Source organism: Paenarthrobacter sp. CC6 (genome assembly GCF_040560085.1).
Lineage (GTDB): Bacteria > Actinomycetota > Actinomycetes > Actinomycetales > Micrococcaceae > Arthrobacter > Arthrobacter nicotinovorans.
The window spans coordinates 106,571-123,249 of record NZ_JARDAN010000009.1 but is presented as its reverse complement, the minus strand read 5'-3'; the positions used below and the strand labels follow the sequence as shown (position 1 = coordinate 123,249).

Here is a 16,679-nt window from a genome sequence, read left to right as displayed (position 1 = left end):
TAACTTTGCAGTATTCAGCATGCCAACTAGGTCTTAGTTTGCGCCACGAGAGCTGACGTATTTGCAGGTATTGCAGTCGTTCTTGCAAGTGTGCGGCCTGCTTCTTTGAGCCACTGGTGGGGGTTGTCCAATGCTGCTTGTGTGGTTGGTGCGAACTGGACGAGGGAGAGCGCATTGATGTAGTCACTGGCATCGCCTTCGATGGCACCTGCGATCAGGGCCACTGGGACTTGAGCCCGCGCAGCGAGGCCTGCGACGTAACCGGCTACTTTTCCGTGTCGGGACTGGTTATCGAATCGGCCTTCACCGGTGACGATAAGGTCGCAGTTCGTGATGGCCTTGGTCAGTCCGATAGTTTCAGCGATTTCCGCGGCGCCGGAACGTATTTCAGCTCCCCACCAGGCAAAGCCGTATCCGGCGCCGCCGGCGGCCCCGGCCCCGGGGAGGTCGGGATCGGTTCCAAGACGGGATGCCAGCGCTGCCAGTCCCCGTTCCAGGAGCTCGATCTGTGTCTTGTCGGCGCCTTTTTGCGGTCCGAAAACGTGGGCTGCGCCGTGTGGTCCGAGCAGTGGGTTGCTGACGTCACTGAGAATAGCGGCGCCTCCGGGCGGGGGTGAGAACTTTTCCTTGGAATCAACGAAGTCCAAGCCGGGCAAGGAGCCCCCGCCCAGTGGAAGTTGGGTTCCCTTTGCATCCAGGAAGCGGGCACCGAGGGCCCTGAGTGCTCCCGTGCCGCCGTCGGTGGAGGCGCTGCTGCCAATGGCCAGGAGGAGCCTGGTCACGCCTGATCGAAGCGCGTGGTTGATCAGTTGGCCGAATCCGTAGGTGTGGGCGGTCAGGGGTGCGAGAGTTGACAGGTGTTCGATGCCCGATGCGGCTGCCAGCTCGATCAGCCCGATTGGTCCGTGCCCGTCCCGGGCCGGGAGCCGGAGCCATTCGGCCTCATGGCTGGCGGTTTCGAGGCTGTCGCCCGGTGCGGGTCCGAGCACCTCGACCGGGATTCGTTCTGCGCCGGGGACGGCGGATTCGACGGCTTGGATTGTTCCTTCTCCCCCGTCGGCCATGGGGAGTCTGAGGATTTGGTCCTGCGGTCGCACGTCCCGCCAGCCGCTTTCGATGGCGGCGGCGGCTTCGGATGCTGCAATGGTTCCTTTGAACGAGTCAGGGGCGATGATGACACGCATTGACTACGCCCGTACCCGTGCCGGGGATGAAAGAACGGCCTGAAGCAGCCTGTTACACATATGCTGCATGTTTGGTGAACGCGGCGTGGATCTGTGCGGCGAGGTGCGGTCCGGTGAGTCCGAAGGCCTCCAGGAGATCGGCGGGTGTTCCGCTTTCGCCGTAGCGGTCCTGGATGCCAAGACGCAGCAGGCGTGTGGGGAGTTGCTCGCTGAGCAGTTCAGCAACAGCCCCGCCCAGTCCCCCGGCGACCTGTGCTTCCTCGGCCGTGACAATGTACCCGGTCTTGGCCGCGCTCTTTAGGATCAGGGCGGTATCCAGTGGTTTGATGGTCGGGATGTGCAGGACGTCGGCGTCGAGGCCTGTTTCGGCGAGAAGGTCGGCGGCCACGAGAAGTTGATAGGTCATGGTGCCGGTGCCGATCAGTGTCAGGTCGGCGCCCTCCCGGAGAATGTAGCCCTTCCCGATTTCGAAGGGTGAATCCTTGGTGCTGAACACTGGTGTTGCATCGCGGGTGAGCCGCAGGTATCCGGGCTTGTCGATTTTGGCCAGCGCGAGGGTTGCCTTTTCTGCTTCGATGCTGTCGCCGGGTGCGAGGACGATCATGTTGGGCAGTACCCGCATGAGGGCGATGTCTTCAAGCATCTGGTGGGTTGCCCCGTCTGGGCCAACGTTGACCCCTGTGTGGGAGCCGATAATTTTAACGGGTTGGTTGTTCAGTGCCGCGGTGGTCTTGATTTGTTCCCAGTTGCGTCCCGGGCTGAACGCCGCATAGCTGCTGGTGAAGGGAATCTTTCCGGCCCGGGCGAGGCCTGCGGCGACAGTGACCAGGTTTTGTTCGGCAATTCCAACTTCGATGAACCGTTCCGGGAATTCCTTCTCGAACAGGTGCATCTGAGTGCTTTCGGTCAGGTCAGCGCACAGTGCCACGATGCGCTGATCCTGCCGGCCCGCCTCAACCAGGCCACGGCCAAATCCTGCGCGGATGGGTTCGGAAAGGATGTCAGGTGTTCCGATCCTTGAATCGAGGGGGTAGTCAAGAGTCATTTTGCAGCCTTCCCGGTGGCATTGATGAATGTGATGGCTTCCCTCGCCTGTTCTGCGGTGGGTGGTTTGCCGTGCCACTTATGGTCGTACTCCATGAACGGGACTCCCTTGCCTGGAACGGTGTACGCGAGAATCACCGTGGGTTTTTGGGCAACCGCTTTTCCGGTGTTAATTGCATCGAGGAGGCTGGCGACATTGTTGCCGTCGACTTCCAGGACATGCCAACCGAAGGCCTCCCACTTCGCCCGCAAATTATCCAGGGGCATAACATCTTCGGTTTGGCCGTCGATCTGGATGTAGTTGCGGTCAACGATGCCGATCAGTTTGCCCAGCTTGTACTTCCCGGCAAACATCGCCGCTTCCCAGATATTGCCCTCGTTCAACTCACCATCGCCCATCGCCACGTAGACGAAGCGGTCCAGCTGCTTGTCTATGTGCTGAACGGCGTACGCGTGTCCTGCGGCCTGGGAGAGCCCGGACCCGAGGGGGCCGCTTGTGCTCTCGAGGCCCGGGAGTTTTTCGCGTTCAGGATGGCCTTGCAACCGCGAACCGAATTGACGCAAGGTTTGCAGTTCCTCAACCGGGAAGTAGCCGGAGTGGGCGAGGGCCGCGTAGAGAACCGGGGCGGTGTGCCCGTTGCTGAGATAAAAAACGTCACGGTCGCCCCATTCCGGGCGCTCGGGATCATGGCGAAGAACGTTGAAGTACAGGACAGCGAGAATCTCTGCCATACCCAGAGGTCCGGCACTGTGGCCGCTCTTTGCCCGGGCGAGCATATCGAGAATCGAAACGCGGATTTGGTCAGCTTTGACGGTCAAATCCTGGATGGATAACGGTAGGGCTAGCGTCATTGGATACCTTGGGGAAGTTGGGACTAGGTGCGGAGAACCACGTTGGTTGGTTGATGCCCCTCACGGAGGCGGGTGATCTGGGTCTTCACGAGGCGAGCCATTCGTGTCTCCATGGATGAAGAAGCTCCACCAATATGCGGGGTGACCAGCACGTTGGGCAGATTGAGCAGGGCGTGATCGTCAGGCAGTGGCTCGGGTTCGGTGACGTCCAGGGCCAGCCGGAGACGCCCCTTTTGCGCGTGATCAGTCAGAGCCTGGGTGTCGGCTACTTTCCCTCGCGCGACGTTGACGAGGAGTGCCCCGTCGGGCATTGCACTTAGGAAGGTGTCGTCAACGAGGCCTGCCGTGCTGTCGTTCAGAGGCACGCAGACGATGACCACCTCGGCGTCCGGGAGCAGCCGGGGCAACTCTGCGACCCCGTGAACGACGCCTGATTCGTCTTGGCGTCGGCGCCCGGCTACACGTGTGAGCTGGACTTCGAACGGTGCCAGTCGACTTTCGATGGCGCGCCCCACCCCTCCGTAGCCGAGGAGCAACACTGAGCGGTCGGCTAGGGAGGGGTGCCACCGGCGGGCATTGTTTGGTCCAAGACGGATGATCTCGGGCAGTCCCCGCTGTGATGCGAGGATCAGTGCGAGGGTCAGCTCTGCTGTTGAGGTCTCATGTACGGAGCTGGCATTGGCGACCACGTTGCCGGCCGATAGCGCACCGCCGAATCCGTCGTATCCGATGGTCTGTGTCTGGATGAGACGCGGCTGAACATTCTGCAGATAAGGCAGGCTGGTCAGTTCTCTCTGGTAGGGCAGCACGACAAGGTCCAGTACCTCGTTTCGCTCCCAGCGGCTTTGCATGTCCCAGACAGCGATTTCGACCCCTGCCGGAGTCTCGCCGAGTGACGCCTTGAACGCTGCGTCGGGGACGCTGACAATCAACCTGTCAGAATTCATGTTCATGGTCTTTCTACGTCCCCGGCGCAGATTCAGTCGTGGATGGAGTTTTCGTAGTCCCGCTGCAGCGACGCGGGAAGATACCGTGCCTCAAGGTCGCGGACCTGCTGGTAGCTGGGCTTGACGAACCTGTCACCGTGACCGACGAACTCTTCAGTTCCCTCCAGGGCAAACGAATCAGCTTGGTATTGGTCGTAAGCAGCCATTTCACCAGTGTTCTTGACCTTGAGGAGCAGTTTCCAGGCGTCCTGGACGCCGGGGGTGAGGAACGGGACGATGTTGATGGCCTGTCCCCATTCCGAGAGCTGCGCCACGGGCGGCGTCGGTCCAGCATGACGGCTGGCGATCACGTAGGCCGGGCCTGGCGTTTCGGCCAGGAGGTAGCGCACTTCTTCCCACGTCCGGATGCCTTCGTAGAAAATGACGTCCACGTCGGTGTTCTCCCGGTAGAGCCGGCCACGCCGCAAAGCTTCTTCGACTCCCCCACCGGCTACCGCGTACCCGTCGGTCCGGGCCGTGATGACGAAGTCCCGGTCCATTTCATTGCGCGCCTCGACAGCGGCATTCAATCGTCCGATTGCCTCTTCGTCCGAGACCAGCGAGATGCCTGCTTGGCCACCCGCCTTTTTCGGGTCGAGTTGATCTTCAATGTGGATCCCGGCGACGCCGGCGTCAATGAACTCCTGAACTGTCTTCCGAACGTTCTGAATGCCGCCGTATCCGGTGTCGGCATCACAGTAGACCGGGATATCCACGGACTGCACGATGCGGCGGGCATTGTCGATGATCTCGGTCCTGGTCATCAGTCCAACATCAGGAACGCCGTTGAGCCACCATGAGGCCATGCCACCGGAAATGTGGAAGGCACCGAAACCGGCAGCCTCCGCCATCTGGGCATGGATAGGCAGCACACCGAACGGCATCAGCTCGGTACGGGGACTGGAGAAGAACTCGCGCAAGCGCGTTGTTTTTTTGGAATCATTCATTCTGAATTCTGCTTTCGGGTTTGATGTCTGGACGTGGCCCGGGCACAGTGTGCGGCCTGCAGGGCCCGGGCCTCATGAGAACTTGAGGAGCCAGCAGTGGTGGTGCTGCGGGGGACGAAGTTTGTCGGCGGTTTACTTGGCCGGTTGGGGCTGTCCGGCCAGAAGGGTGTCGAACCGTTCCTGCAGTGCCTCCAAGGGGGCCGGGTGGGTAAGGATGTGGGGCTTGTTCCCCAGAATTCCCTCGACCACCAACCGTCCTACATCGTTGGGTGTGATGTATTCCGTTGCGGACGTTGCCACATCCGGGTCCTCAGCCGGACCGGTCTGGCCAGCAACAATCGGGTTTGCCACGTTTTGCACGTAGTCGGCCCAGGGCTTGACGCCGCGGTTTTCTGACTTCTCGTCTTCGGGGCGAAGTCGCTCGCTGGTGGCGATGCGGGTCCGGACAGCGCCGGGATGCAGGATGCTCAGACCAATGTTCTGGGTCTTGAGCTCATCGCGGACGGCATTGGACAGCCCGTCCACCGCGGCTTTTGAGGCAGAGTAGGCCGAATGCCCGGCAATGGATATTACCGAGGCCGTTGATGAGGTGTTCACGATGTGCTTTTCGCCCGGCGTTTCGCGCATCCGGGGCACGAAGGCCATGTGGCCGTGCAGGACGCCGTAGTAGTTGACGTCCATCATCCAGCGGAAATCATCGTAGCTGGTGTCCCATGATGCTCGGAACGGCCTTAAGGTGACACCGGCGTTGTTGACCAGGATCTCGACCGATCCGAAATGATTGTAAGCGGTGTCAGCAAGCTTCTTGACGTCGTCAAAATTCGAGACGTCTGTGCGGATGCCAAAAGTCTTTACCCCTCGCTCCGCAACTTCGTTGGACACACTGAGGGCGGCGGCTTCGTCGATGTCAACGACCGCCACGTTCACCCCCGCGTCGGCCAAGGCAAGCGCGATGGACCGTCCCATTCCGCCGCCAGCGCCTGTCACCACTGCGGATTTTCCTGCAAGCTCTTCCATAATGTTCGTTCTCCTCGATGTTGCGCGACTGGCGCCGGCAACTTTCAGTTCTGCATCCCCGTTCGGCGGTCCGCAGAGTCACGGCCGGCGCCGAGGGGGCTTCTGAGTGGCAGCGTTCATGCCCATACGGCTCCAAGCCACTCCGGGCGTCTTCATTGACGGTTTGTCTTCTTTGACGGCCGGTGTGCGTTGACATGGGGGGCCATGAACTGTTGTGGCGTGTGCCACTACGGCAACGCTACGGCGGGTTGGAAGGGGTTGCCATACGGCCAGGCGACATCTACTTTTGATTACACGCCAAGGACTTCAAGGAGGAAGTGTCATGCGTAAGGCTTCATATCGCAACATCCGGGTGCCGAATCTCAGCGTCCGCATCCTCCGGGACGTGCTGATCGGGGCCGGGATGGATCACCTTTCCCCGTTCCTGGCAGCAAAACTCGACCCGGCTATCGCCGAATTCCCTGGTTCCGTCGTCACAGGAGAGCAGGAGCTTGCGTTCCAGCTGAAGTTCGTCGAACTGACAGACGGTCGGACGGATCTGTGGATCAAGGCCGGGAAGGGCTACTCCCTTGCCGCTTTTGGAATCCATGGTCTGGCCTTGTCGACATCACCGACACTAACGCACTGGTTGCGTGTAGCCGTTGAAATGGATATCACTTACACGATGGCCGAAGCTTCCGCGATCCTTAACAACCGCGGTGCGTTAGTCGGCCACCAACTGAGTTATCCGGAGGCACCGCCCGAGCTCGTCCCCTTCAGCGTCTACCGAGACGTCACCTCAATTTTCCGAGCCATGGCGACGATGTCGGGTAAGGATCCCTTTCCTTTCTCCTCTGTGCACCTGCCGCTGGGAGAGGTTTCCCAAGAACTCGCGAACATGATCACGGCCCCGATCATGGTGGGCGCCCCGGAGGTCCGGTTGGAGTGGGATGAGCACCTGTCCAGGGAACTCCTGCCGTTTGGGGACACTTTTCAGCACGAGACCTACGTCCGACAGGCCAAGGAACATCTGCGGCAGTTCCGGCTGGAGCAGGACTGGGGACGTAGCGTGGTCGATGCAATGAAGGCAACTGCGGGCATCGGCCTTGCCGTATCCGATGTGGCTTCGATGCTGAACACCTCGGTCCGGACCTTGCAGCGACGGCTCGAGCAAAGCGGCATGAATTTCCGGCAGGCGCGCGACCTAGCCCGCTTCGAACTGGCCATCGACCTCTTGACAGGCACCAACGTCTCCATTGCTGAAATTTCGCGGCGGCTTGGCTATGAGGAGCCAGCGAGCTTTACCGTCGCCTTCAAGCGTTGGTCCGGCCGCTCTCCCTCGCAGTACCGGGCGTCGCCGCTTCCGCATCGGTAAGTCCGCGTGGCGGGAAAAAACAATTTATTGGCGTCGGCGGGGCTCCCGTTCGAGGTGCGGATCTCCCTAACGTTGTTTCATAGCCTTCCTCCGGTGATGCAGCTCACGGGAGTCAGAGGGCGGAATCACAGATCCGACACCGACGTCCAGGAGAATTCATGAGTTTCCCAGCACCCGATAAATTCAACCTTGTGGTTGCGGCCACTGATGCCGACGGGATTGTTGACTTCCTCGATGTGCCCGCGCCGGCGACGATGGAGGTCCCCGGCGCCGTGAACGGGGCTTGGTACTGGGAGGTTTCCGAGGGCCACAGCCCCAGCAATATCGGCGCAGTCCCCGAGGCCCTGAACATCGCCGGGCCCAACGGGTCCACGTTCGGGGTGATGTGTTTCCCCGCCAACTCGGCCGGAAAGCTCGACGTTGCCGCCGCGAACGAGAACATCAAAGAAGCCGGCGGAGCGTCCCACGATGACCCGGCCATGCATGCGACGGACTCCATTGACTACGAGATCGTCCTTTCCGGCAAGGTCGACATCGAACTCCCCGGCGGAAAGGTCCGGACCCTGAAGCCCGGCGACCTCCTGGTCATGGGCGGCGTCCCGCACGCCTGGAAGAACCACTACGACGAAGACTGCGTCTACATCGCTATCACTGTCGGGTTCAACAAGTAAAAGCCCTCGCCACAACCCAAACACACTACCGGGCGGCTGCGTCTCTACCGACTCCCTGCCTTGGCATATTTCAACACTTCAGGACAAAGGAGCCCTTGATATGGGAACTGAACACATTACCGTTTGCGCAATGCCGCATGCAGGTGGCTTTCATCAAGCCTCATGGCGGCGCTCGGGAGCCAAAGGAAACGACATTTGGAACCCTGACCTATGGAAGGACATCGCCCGCACCGCCGAGCGGGGTTTGCTCGATGCAGTGTTCTTCGCCGACAACGCCGCCCTCTGGCCGGTCCCGGAACACCTGAGGCATCACACAGCCAAGGTAGGTGTCTGGGATGCGATCATCGCCGCATCTGTCGCCGCTTCTGTAACCGATCACATCGGTGTCATCGCTACGGCGCACACCGAGTTCCAGCAGCCCTATATCCTGGCACGGCAGATGGCATGCCTGGATCATCTCAGCCGGGGACGCATCGGCTGGAACATCGTCACCTCCGGCATCCCGGCCGAGTACGCGAACTTCGGCAAGGAGCAAATCCTTGACAAGGAAAAGATCTATGCGAAGGCGACCGAATTCGTTGAGGTCGTCAAAGGTTTGTGGGACTCCTGGGAGGACGACGCCTATGTGATCGACCAGGACTCCGGAGTCTTTTTCGACCCGGACAAGCTCCACACCCTTGACCACCAAGGCAAGTACTATTCAGCGCGTGGTCCCCTTAATGTAATGCGGTCACCACAGGGATACCCTGTTCTGGCCCAGGCTGGCGGGTCCGGTCCTGGAAAGGTCTTGGCAGGCACCGTGGGGGAACTGATCTTCACACCCCTCAGTGGTGAAGCTGGCATTGCCTACCGAAAGGACATCCATGAGGTCGCGGCCCAGGTCGGCCGCAAGGCGACCGATATCAAGGTCCTCGCCCAGCTAATGCCGGTCGTGGCACCCACAGACGAGGAAGCACAGGAAAAGTGGGCGGAACTGCAACGACTGCTCCACCCCGACATCGCCCGCGGCGCCATTGAATCGATGCTGCGCGAAGACATCAGCGGATACCCCTTGGATGAACCTCTCCCGGAAACTACCTCGCCCGACGCAATCGTCGGTTACCGCGACGCGGTACTGAGCTTCCGGATGCCCGACGGAAGAAAGCCCACAGTCCGGGAACTGATCGAGAACTACAAGGGCCCCGGGACGGTCGTCGGAAGCCCCTCCACCATTGCGGACTACATGGAGAACGAGATCGAGTCCGGCGCATGCGACGGGTTCTGTCTCCTTGTCCAGGGCTTGCCTGAAGAGCTGGAAGACTTCGTCAACCTCGTCGTTCCAGAACTGCAGAAGCGAGGACGCTTCCGCACGTCATACAAGGAGGGGACCCTCCGCGACCAGCTGGGCTTCGCCCGCCCTGAAAACCAATTCGCCCTCAAGCCAGAAAGCCTGGTGAGCCAGTCATGACCACAATAGTTGAGCAGCAGAGTATCGACCCCCGGGCCTTCAGGGACACTCTCGGGCACTATGCCTCAGGAATCACCATCATCAGCGGCAGCGATGAGACCGGACCGATCGGCTTTACCTGCCAATCGTTCTACAGTGTGTCTACCGAACCGCCCCTGATCTCCTTCAGCGTCATGAAAACCTCGACAACATACCCCCGGATCCGGGAAACCGGAAAGTTCGCCGTCAATGTCCTTTCACAACACCAGGACAAAGTGTCGAACCAATTCGCGCGTAAAGGCTCCGACAAGTGGGCCGGCATCGCGTGGACTCCAACCCAGGCGGGCAACCCGGTCATCCAAGACACCTTGATGTGGCTTGACTGCGACATCTGGGCCGAACACGATGCAGGCGACCACCTCATCGTCCTGGGCAAAGTCAACGAAATGAGTCCGGCCAACTGGCACATCCACGAACCCCTCCTCTACTTCAAAGGGCAATACCGCTACCTCCGCGAAGAAGAGAACATCGCCTGACGAAGATCCGGCACCAGCGAGCGGGCCAATTGCTCAGTGGAACTGAACGTGGTCTATAGGGCTTGCGGGAGTGGCTCACTCCCGCAAGCCCGGCGGTTCCTCCCAGAACCTACCAACTCGCCTAATCCTCGAGGACTGCGCGCTATTGCCAGTGCATTGGATCGATAGAGCTGCAGGTTCGCAACAGGAAGTTCTGTAAGGAAGAAAGATGAGCATGGAAACCTCACCCGGTCTCTATTGTCCCGGTACCGCGGTAAAAGGGATCCCCACCGAACGTACCGTGATTGCCGCGGTGATCGAGTGGCGAGGCAAGATTGCGCTCTTCAGAAGGAGCAAGGGTGTCGGCTACGACAGCGGCTTGTGGCACTGCATCAGTGGATTCCTGGAGCCCGGCACCGCACCGGAACGACAGGCACTGGAAGAGCTGTCCGAAGAGACCGGGTTGGAAGCCAAAGACCTTCTGGACCTACGACCAGGGCCGCCTCTCGTGATCGCGGACAGTACCGGCGCGCCGTGGCTTGTACACACCTTTACAGCTGTGACGACCCGCCGTCGGCTCCGCCTCGACTGGGAGCATGATTCCTACCGCTGGGCAACGGCAACAAAGACTAAGCGCTTCACCAACCGCGTCAATTGGCTGGACAACGTCCTGGAAGCAACGGGCCACCTACCCCACGTCCTCTCTCAGGTGCAGCGGACGCCGGCACAGCAGCAGGAGACATGACTATCAATCGACAGCGAAGGCAGTCTGCTGCCTCAGCCCCAGGCGCCACCCCCGAAGCCATCATTCGGATAAATGATGCGGGCCATCTTGGGGCGGAAGGCCCGGCAAGCCTCGCCGGGGTGGTAGAACGTGGCGATGCACGAGGGCGTGAACTTGGATTTCCGACGGCCAATATCTCCGTTCCTCATGCAGACATTCCCGACGGCGTCTGGGCAGGCACTGTACAGGTGGAGCCCGCCACCCACGGAAATACCTACCTCGCAGCCGTCTCCATTGGCCGCCGCCCGACCTACTACCGCAAAGGGCTCCGACTGCTCGAAGCCCACCTACTGGATTTCAACGCGAATCTGTATGGGCTGACCGTCTTGGTGACCTTGCACGTCCACGTCCGCGCCCAAAGGAGATTTCGTGACACCGAGGAACTCGTAACCCAGATAAGGGACGACGTGAACTATGTGCGGTCTTGGGCCGCCGAATACCAGCAGTAGCACGGGGAAGGTGCTATTCGCCTTTCCCGGCCGCGCTTCCCCCGGTACCCGCGCCGACTAGGGGCAACTGGTAGGGGTTCGCCACGCCCTAGGACTTGACTATTCAGGCCGTCCAGCCACCGAAAACACCGACGGGACGGCCTAAAGGAAGTGGCAACCAGGTTCGCTATCAGAAATCCAAACTGCAGGTCGTCGCTGCCCGCCCCGCTAGTCACCCAAATATATAAGGAGTCAAACAATGCCCGGACACACATACAGCATCTCTGAGATTGTAGGGTCCTCACCGGAGGGCGTCGATGCAGCCGTTCGAAGCGGAATAGCGGACGCATCAAAGACCCTAAGGAACTTGGACTGGTTTGAGGTCAAGGAAGTCCGTGGCCATCTGGACAACGGCGTAATTGCGGACTGGCAAGTAACACTAAGGCTTGGATTCCGATTGGAGCGGTAAGCGAAAGACGTCTGGCAGCAGCAGTGGGACGCGCCCGTCATGCACGTCGCCAAAACGATGATGACAGGACGCCGGAGCCGAAAATGAGCGTAAACGCTGCGGCTACCGTGGCCGGCGTTTCCCGCCGGCAATGCAGTAAGGCACAAGAATAGGGAGTAAAAGTATGCCATCACTTATTGGAAAGATTGCCCTCGTCAGCGGCGGAGCTCGCGGCATGGGTGCTTCACACTCACGCGCGATCGTCGATGCGGGAGGAAAGGTTGTCATCGGGGATCTCCTCGATGACGAAGGAAGCCGGCTCGCTGAAGAGCTAGGCGAAGGGGCCGTGTACGTGCACCTCGACGTCACCTCATCGGTGGACTGGAAGAATGCCGTCGACCTCGCCGTGCGCACCTTCGGCGGGCTTAACGTTCTGGTCAACAATGCTGGCATCACCGGCTTTGGCAAGATCGGCGAGTACACCGAGGACCAGTGGCACACGATGATCAACGTCAACGCAACTGGGCAGTTTCTCGGCATTACCGCTGCCCGCGACGCGCTCGTCTCCTCGGCCCCATCGTCCATCATCAACATCTCATCCACGGCAGGAATCCAGGGAACCCCGGGACTGCACGCATACGTCGCCTCCAAGTTTGCTGTCAGAGGGCTCACGAAGTCAGTCGCACTCGAGCTGGGTGTATTTAACGTCCGTGCGAACTCCGTTCATCCAGGAGTTATCAACACGCCGATGATCGCTGGGCTGGATCTAGCGGCAAACGTCGGCGCTCTGCACCGGGCAGGCGAGCCGGAAGAGGTTTCAAACCTCGTCCTCTTTCTCGCCAGCAACGAATCGAGCTACCTGACCGGAACCGAATTAGTGGTCGACGGCGGTCAACTTGCGGGCATACTCGCTGAAGTTCAAACCCTATAGCTAAGTGCCTGTGGGAGCGATGATGTGAATTTCCTTGCCTACCAACAAACGAGCGGTACCTGTGGAATGTGGAACCATCAGGGATGGCTTCGCATTCCACGGGCGGCGTTCGTGTCACCAACTACGCCGAGTCGGTTTCACCACTGTGTGCCTCATGGTGAAAGATCGCATGCCGACGAACCCTGTTGCTAGGGTATTTAAGGTCACCCGCCTGATCGGATCAGGGAGCTGCCAGCAGCAGCTGTCGTGCACCCGTGATTGCCTAATTCTTGTTTATCTCCAGAGGCAGCGCGAAAATCAATGCCGAGCCAGACGTAGTCCCGTCGTGCCATGCAAATGGATCACGGCTAAGAGAACCACTGCACTGCTGTCTCATCTCAGGAACATCACATGACATTTAACCTACGCCGGCAACACACGAAGTGGTGTCAGTTGCTGAACGTTTTAGTCGAAATCCGACAGAACGGCCAAAACATCAGAACGGGCTTTGTAGACGAAGTCATGCCCGACTCCTCAGCCTTGTGGATCGCCGCCGACAGCACTGGCCCGCGCCAAATCTTCGAAGTTTGCGAAGGCCACGAGGTCTGGGTCACCCCTCAGGAGCTCTCAAACAACCTAACCTACAGGATGACGACAAAACAGATTTTCGGTTAGAAGATGAGGGACCCTTACTCCGGCTCTGCTTCACGGAGGCCACGTCCGTACCGGCCACGGCTCGCGTTCCACAGCCCTGCCGTGTTGACGCACACCCCACCTGACGTCAGATCTCCGCCCGAATGCTTGGCAGACTAGGCCCTTGATCCAAACCTGACACTCCCGGCTTATAGCCGATATATGGGCCCTTATCGGCAGACTCGCCGGCTTCGGCATGCGCTCCCGGCGCTCGTGTGAACTCCCATGCTCCGGCGGCTCTGGTAAGGCTCAACCTGCGCCTGGACACTCCCCCGTAGTACGCGTCGAGGTTGCCGATGAGACCTCGCCCAAGGCACTCGGCCCGCCGTGGCGGCTGGCGAGTCAGGTCGCCGTGGCCCTGTAGGTGGGTGAGCCTGGGAATGTACATCATGACGCTCACGCCACGTTCAAGCGATGAGTAGATGTAAGCCGTACGAGGGGAAGCGAATGGCTGCACCCCGCATCAATAAAGGAGATTTAAGTGTGGACAATGTCCACACCCACTTTGGCCTGACAAAGTTCTCCTGAGTCAGGCCTCTTGACTCCAGCAGCGAGCCAAAACCAAGGACTTTGATGCAGGATCTCGAAGTCATGTCGTGCGCAGCATCCCTACCCATGAAGAGGTGTAGGCCGACCACGACCTACCGAACGAACCAGGACAGGAAGGCATAGCCCCAGTTCAGAGCAAACGGAGGGCCTTCCAGCCACGACCCTGACCCCGCTCCCCCACAACCAAACAGGTGACCCGCGGCGCCAGGCACACCCCGCGGCCAGTGTCAGAGGGACCTGACCAAACGGAATGTACACACGTTAAAGCAAAAGACCCCTCCGAAGAGGGGTCATGCCGTGCCCGAGGTGGGACTCGAACCCACACACCTTTCGATACTGCATTTTGAGTGCAGCGCGTCTGCCAATTCCGCCACTCGGGCGCGGATTACCGGGAAGTTAAATCTCGCTGACTGCTCACTTCTGTGAGCAACGCGATCCTTTCCCAGCACGCGAAATTACTATACATGCAGATAGGCTGATTCAAAGAACCGGACGCGCTGATGCAACAAAACCTGCCATCAAAGAGTCCACACTAAGATGGACATGAACCCGCCGAACCTTTTCAAGGAGATCCCGTGACCGAACAGACGGAGTCCACGTCTACAGCCCAGCCGGCCCGACGCGTTGTCGTAGCCGAGGATGAAACCCTCATCCGCTTGGACATTATCGAGATCCTGAAGGGCGAAGGGTATGACGTCGTAGGCGAGGCGGACAACGGCGAGAAGGCCGTGCAGCTGGCTGAGGAACTCAAGCCCGACCTTGTCCTCATGGATGTGAAGATGCCCGTCATGGATGGCATCTCGGCAGCCGAGAAGATCGTCAAGGCCCGCATTGCTCCCGTCGTCCTGCTGACCGCGTTCAGCCAGAAGGAATTGGTGGAGCGCGCCCGCGACGCCGGTGCCATGGCTTACGTCGTCAAGCCGTTCTCCCCCGCGGACCTGATCCCGGCCATTGAGATCGCCCTCTCGCGCCACGAGGAAATCAAGGCCCTGGAAAACGAGGTGTCCGACCTCCAGGAGCAGTTCGCCACGCGCAAGCTTGTAGAGCGCGCCAAGAGCCTCCTGACCACCAAGATGGGCCTGACGGAACCGGAAGCTTTCCGCTGGATCCAGAAGACCTCCATGGACCGCCGCCTCAGCATGCGTGAGGTTGCCGAGACCATCATCAACCAGGTCAACTAACTAAACGCAACGCACGACGCCGGCCGCGTACCTCGCATGAGGTGCGCGGCCGCCGTCGTACTCACCACGAATTAAAGAAACCCAAGACAAAACACAGCCGGCCCCGCCAAATGGCGGGGCCGGCTGCGTCAAAGCTGAGGCTTAGTTCTTGGCCTTGGACTTCTTTTCGGGCCAAGGACCAACAGGTTCCTTACGCGAACCGTCGTCGGTCTTGGAGGTGTCGGCGAGGTCGCCTACCTTGTGGACCTTCAGCGAGTTCGTGGAACCGGCCTGTCCTGGAGGGGAACCGGCTGCGATGACGACCAGGTCGCCTTCGTCCACGAGATCCATTTCCAACAGGCTCTTGTCCACCTGTGCGGTCATCTCGTCGGTGTGGCCCACGGAGGGAACCAGTACCGGCTGGATGCCCCAGGTGAGGGCCAGCTGGTTCCAGACGTGCTCCACCGGCGTGAACGCGAAGACCGGCTTGACCGGGCGGAGGCGCGAAAGGCGGCGTGCCGAGTCACCGGACTGGGTGAAAGTACAGATGTACTTTGCATCCAGCTGGTCGGCGATTTCGACGGCGGCACGGGTGATGGCGCCACCGCGGGTCTTGGGCTTGGTACCCAGCGGGGGTACGCGCTCAAGGCCGTGGACTTCGGTGGACTCGATGATCCGTGCCATGACCTTGACGGTTTCGATGGGGTACTGGCCCACGGAGGTTTCGCCGGAGAGCATGACCGCGTCGGCGCCGTCGAGGACTGCGTTGGCGCAGTCGGAGGCTTCGGCGCGGGTCGGGCGTGGGTTGTCGATCATGGATTCGAGGACCTGGGTGGCCACGATGACCGGCTTGGCCCAGCGGCGTGCCAGTTCGATGGCACGCTTCTGGACGATCGGCACCTCTTCGAGCGGCAGTTCGACGCCGAGGTCGCCACGGGCAACCATGATGGCGTCGAACGCGTCGATGATTTCGTGGAGCTGCTCCACGGCCTGCGGCTTTTCGATCTTGGCGATTACCGGCACGCGGCGGCCTTCTTCGTCCATGATCTCGTGGACGCGCTTGATGTCGGAGGCATCACGCACGAACGAGAGGGCGATGAGGTCAGCACCGCGCTTGAGGGCCCATCGGAGGTCGTCCTCGTCCTTTTCGCTCAACGCGGGAACGTTGACGGCAACACCGGGAAGGTTGATGCCCTTGTTGTTGGACACCTTGCCACCGACGGTGACCGTGGCGACAACCTTGACGTCGTCAACTTCGATGGCGCGCAGCGCCACCTTGCCGTCGTCGATCAACAGTGCGTCGCCGACGTTGACGTCCTCGGTGAGGCTCTTGAGCGTGGTGGAGCAGATGTCCTTGGTGCCGGGAACGTCTTCAGTGGTGATGGTGAAGGTGTCGCCGACAGCCAGCTCGTGCGGGCCGTCAACAAAACGTCCAAGGCGGATCTTGGGTCCCTGGAGGTCGGCCATGATGGCCACGGGCTTGCCCAGCTGGGCCGCAGCCTTGCGGACGTTCTCGTAGGTGTTGTCGTGCACGGAGTAGTCGCCGTGGCTCATGTTCATGCGAGCAACGTCGACGCCGGCCTCCAGCACCGCGAGGGTGTTGTCGAAGCTGGAGATAGCCGGGCCGAAAGTTGCCACAATTTTCGCGCGTCTCATATACCTACCCTAAGTAGTTCATGCTGATTGAGTAAAAGATCAGTTCCTGCCGGCG

16 protein-coding genes and 1 tRNA gene are annotated in these 16,679 nt (G+C 60.2%); 9 read left to right on the top strand and 8 right to left on the bottom strand.

Annotated elements, in window-relative coordinates; genetic code table 11:
• Positions 1-26: 26 nt before the first annotated feature.
• The 6 genes from PV760_RS10870 to PV760_RS10845 all read right to left on the bottom strand — a co-directional run bounded on the left by PV760_RS10870 (position 27) and on the right by PV760_RS10845 (position 6,030).
• Positions 27-1,184 (bottom strand): glycerate kinase, encoded by a 1,158-nt coding sequence (locus PV760_RS10870; RefSeq protein WP_354627718.1) that lies wholly within the window; start codon positions 1,182-1,184, stop codon positions 27-29.
• A gap of 52 nt (positions 1,185-1,236) precedes the next feature.
• Positions 1,237-2,229 (bottom strand): transketolase family protein, encoded by a 993-nt coding sequence (locus PV760_RS10865; protein ID WP_354627717.1) that lies wholly within the window; start codon positions 2,227-2,229, stop codon positions 1,237-1,239.
• Positions 2,226-3,080, bottom strand: coding sequence for a transketolase (locus tag PV760_RS10860; protein ID WP_354627716.1), 855 nt, complete (start codon positions 3,078-3,080; stop codon positions 2,226-2,228). The genes PV760_RS10865 and PV760_RS10860 overlap by 4 nt, the downstream gene beginning before the upstream one ends.
• A gap of 23 nt (positions 3,081-3,103) precedes the next feature.
• Positions 3,104-4,027, bottom strand: a complete 924-nt coding sequence (locus tag PV760_RS10855) for a 2-hydroxyacid dehydrogenase (RefSeq protein WP_354627715.1) — start codon at positions 4,025-4,027, stop codon at positions 3,104-3,106.
• Positions 4,028-4,059: 32 nt separating this feature from the next.
• Complete coding sequence (locus PV760_RS10850) at positions 4,060-5,013, bottom strand: isocitrate lyase/PEP mutase family protein (RefSeq protein WP_354627714.1); 954 nt, start codon at positions 5,011-5,013, stop codon at positions 4,060-4,062.
• Between the two features lie 132 nt (positions 5,014-5,145).
• Entirely contained in the window at positions 5,146-6,030 is an 885-nt protein-coding gene (locus tag PV760_RS10845) for an SDR family NAD(P)-dependent oxidoreductase (protein WP_354627713.1), read from the bottom strand.
• 322 nt (positions 6,031-6,352) lie between these two features.
• On the opposite strand from PV760_RS10845, the gene PV760_RS10840 reads away from it, so the two are divergent.
• From PV760_RS10840 to PV760_RS10805, 8 genes are all read left to right on the top strand, one after another.
• The gene (locus PV760_RS10840; protein ID WP_354627712.1) at positions 6,353-7,384 is read left to right on the top strand and encodes a helix-turn-helix domain-containing protein; all 1,032 of its coding nucleotides are present in this window, start codon (positions 6,353-6,355) and stop codon (positions 7,382-7,384) included.
• 158 nt (positions 7,385-7,542) lie between these two features.
• Positions 7,543-8,055, top strand: a complete 513-nt coding sequence (locus PV760_RS10835; RefSeq protein WP_354627711.1) for a cupin domain-containing protein — start codon at positions 7,543-7,545, stop codon at positions 8,053-8,055.
• A 100-nt stretch (positions 8,056-8,155) separates the two neighbouring features.
• The gene (locus PV760_RS10830) at positions 8,156-9,502 is read left to right on the top strand and encodes an NtaA/DmoA family FMN-dependent monooxygenase (protein ID WP_354627710.1); all 1,347 of its coding nucleotides are present in this window, start codon (positions 8,156-8,158) and stop codon (positions 9,500-9,502) included.
• Positions 9,499-10,017 (top strand): flavin reductase family protein, encoded by a 519-nt coding sequence (locus tag PV760_RS10825; protein WP_354627709.1) that lies wholly within the window; start codon positions 9,499-9,501, stop codon positions 10,015-10,017. Before PV760_RS10830 ends, PV760_RS10825 begins: the two co-directional genes overlap by 4 nt.
• A 208-nt stretch (positions 10,018-10,225) precedes the next feature.
• On the top strand, positions 10,226-10,741 hold the full coding sequence (locus tag PV760_RS10820) for an NUDIX domain-containing protein (protein ID WP_354627708.1): 516 nt from the start codon (positions 10,226-10,228) through the stop codon (positions 10,739-10,741).
• Positions 10,738-11,229 carry a riboflavin kinase gene (locus tag PV760_RS10815; RefSeq protein WP_354627707.1) on the top strand — a complete coding sequence of 164 codons (492 nt, stop codon included), beginning with the start codon at positions 10,738-10,740 and terminating at the stop codon, positions 11,227-11,229. Before PV760_RS10820 ends, PV760_RS10815 begins: the two co-directional genes overlap by 4 nt.
• 238 nt (positions 11,230-11,467) lie before the next feature.
• Complete coding sequence (locus tag PV760_RS10810) at positions 11,468-11,677, top strand: dodecin (protein ID WP_354627706.1); 210 nt, start codon at positions 11,468-11,470, stop codon at positions 11,675-11,677.
• A 163-nt stretch (positions 11,678-11,840) separates the two neighbouring features.
• Positions 11,841-12,587 carry an SDR family oxidoreductase gene (locus tag PV760_RS10805; RefSeq protein WP_354627705.1) on the top strand — a complete coding sequence of 249 codons (747 nt, stop codon included), beginning with the start codon at positions 11,841-11,843 and terminating at the stop codon, positions 12,585-12,587.
• Positions 12,588-14,106: 1,519 nt separating this feature from the next.
• Here the strand turns inward: PV760_RS10805 and PV760_RS10800 are convergent.
• Positions 14,107-14,188: transfer RNA gene (locus PV760_RS10800), tRNA-Leu, on the bottom strand.
• A gap of 195 nt (positions 14,189-14,383) precedes the next feature.
• On the opposite strand from PV760_RS10800, the gene PV760_RS10795 reads away from it, so the two are divergent.
• Positions 14,384-14,989 (top strand): ANTAR domain-containing response regulator, encoded by a 606-nt coding sequence (locus PV760_RS10795; protein WP_011774540.1) that lies wholly within the window; start codon positions 14,384-14,386, stop codon positions 14,987-14,989.
• 141 nt (positions 14,990-15,130) lie between these two features.
• On the opposite strand, the gene pyk is transcribed toward PV760_RS10795, so the two are convergent.
• A complete protein-coding gene (pyk, locus tag PV760_RS10790) occupies positions 15,131-16,624 on the bottom strand; it encodes a pyruvate kinase (protein WP_035733916.1) in 1,494 nt (497 codons plus the stop codon).
• Positions 16,625-16,679: the final 55 nt, after the last annotated feature.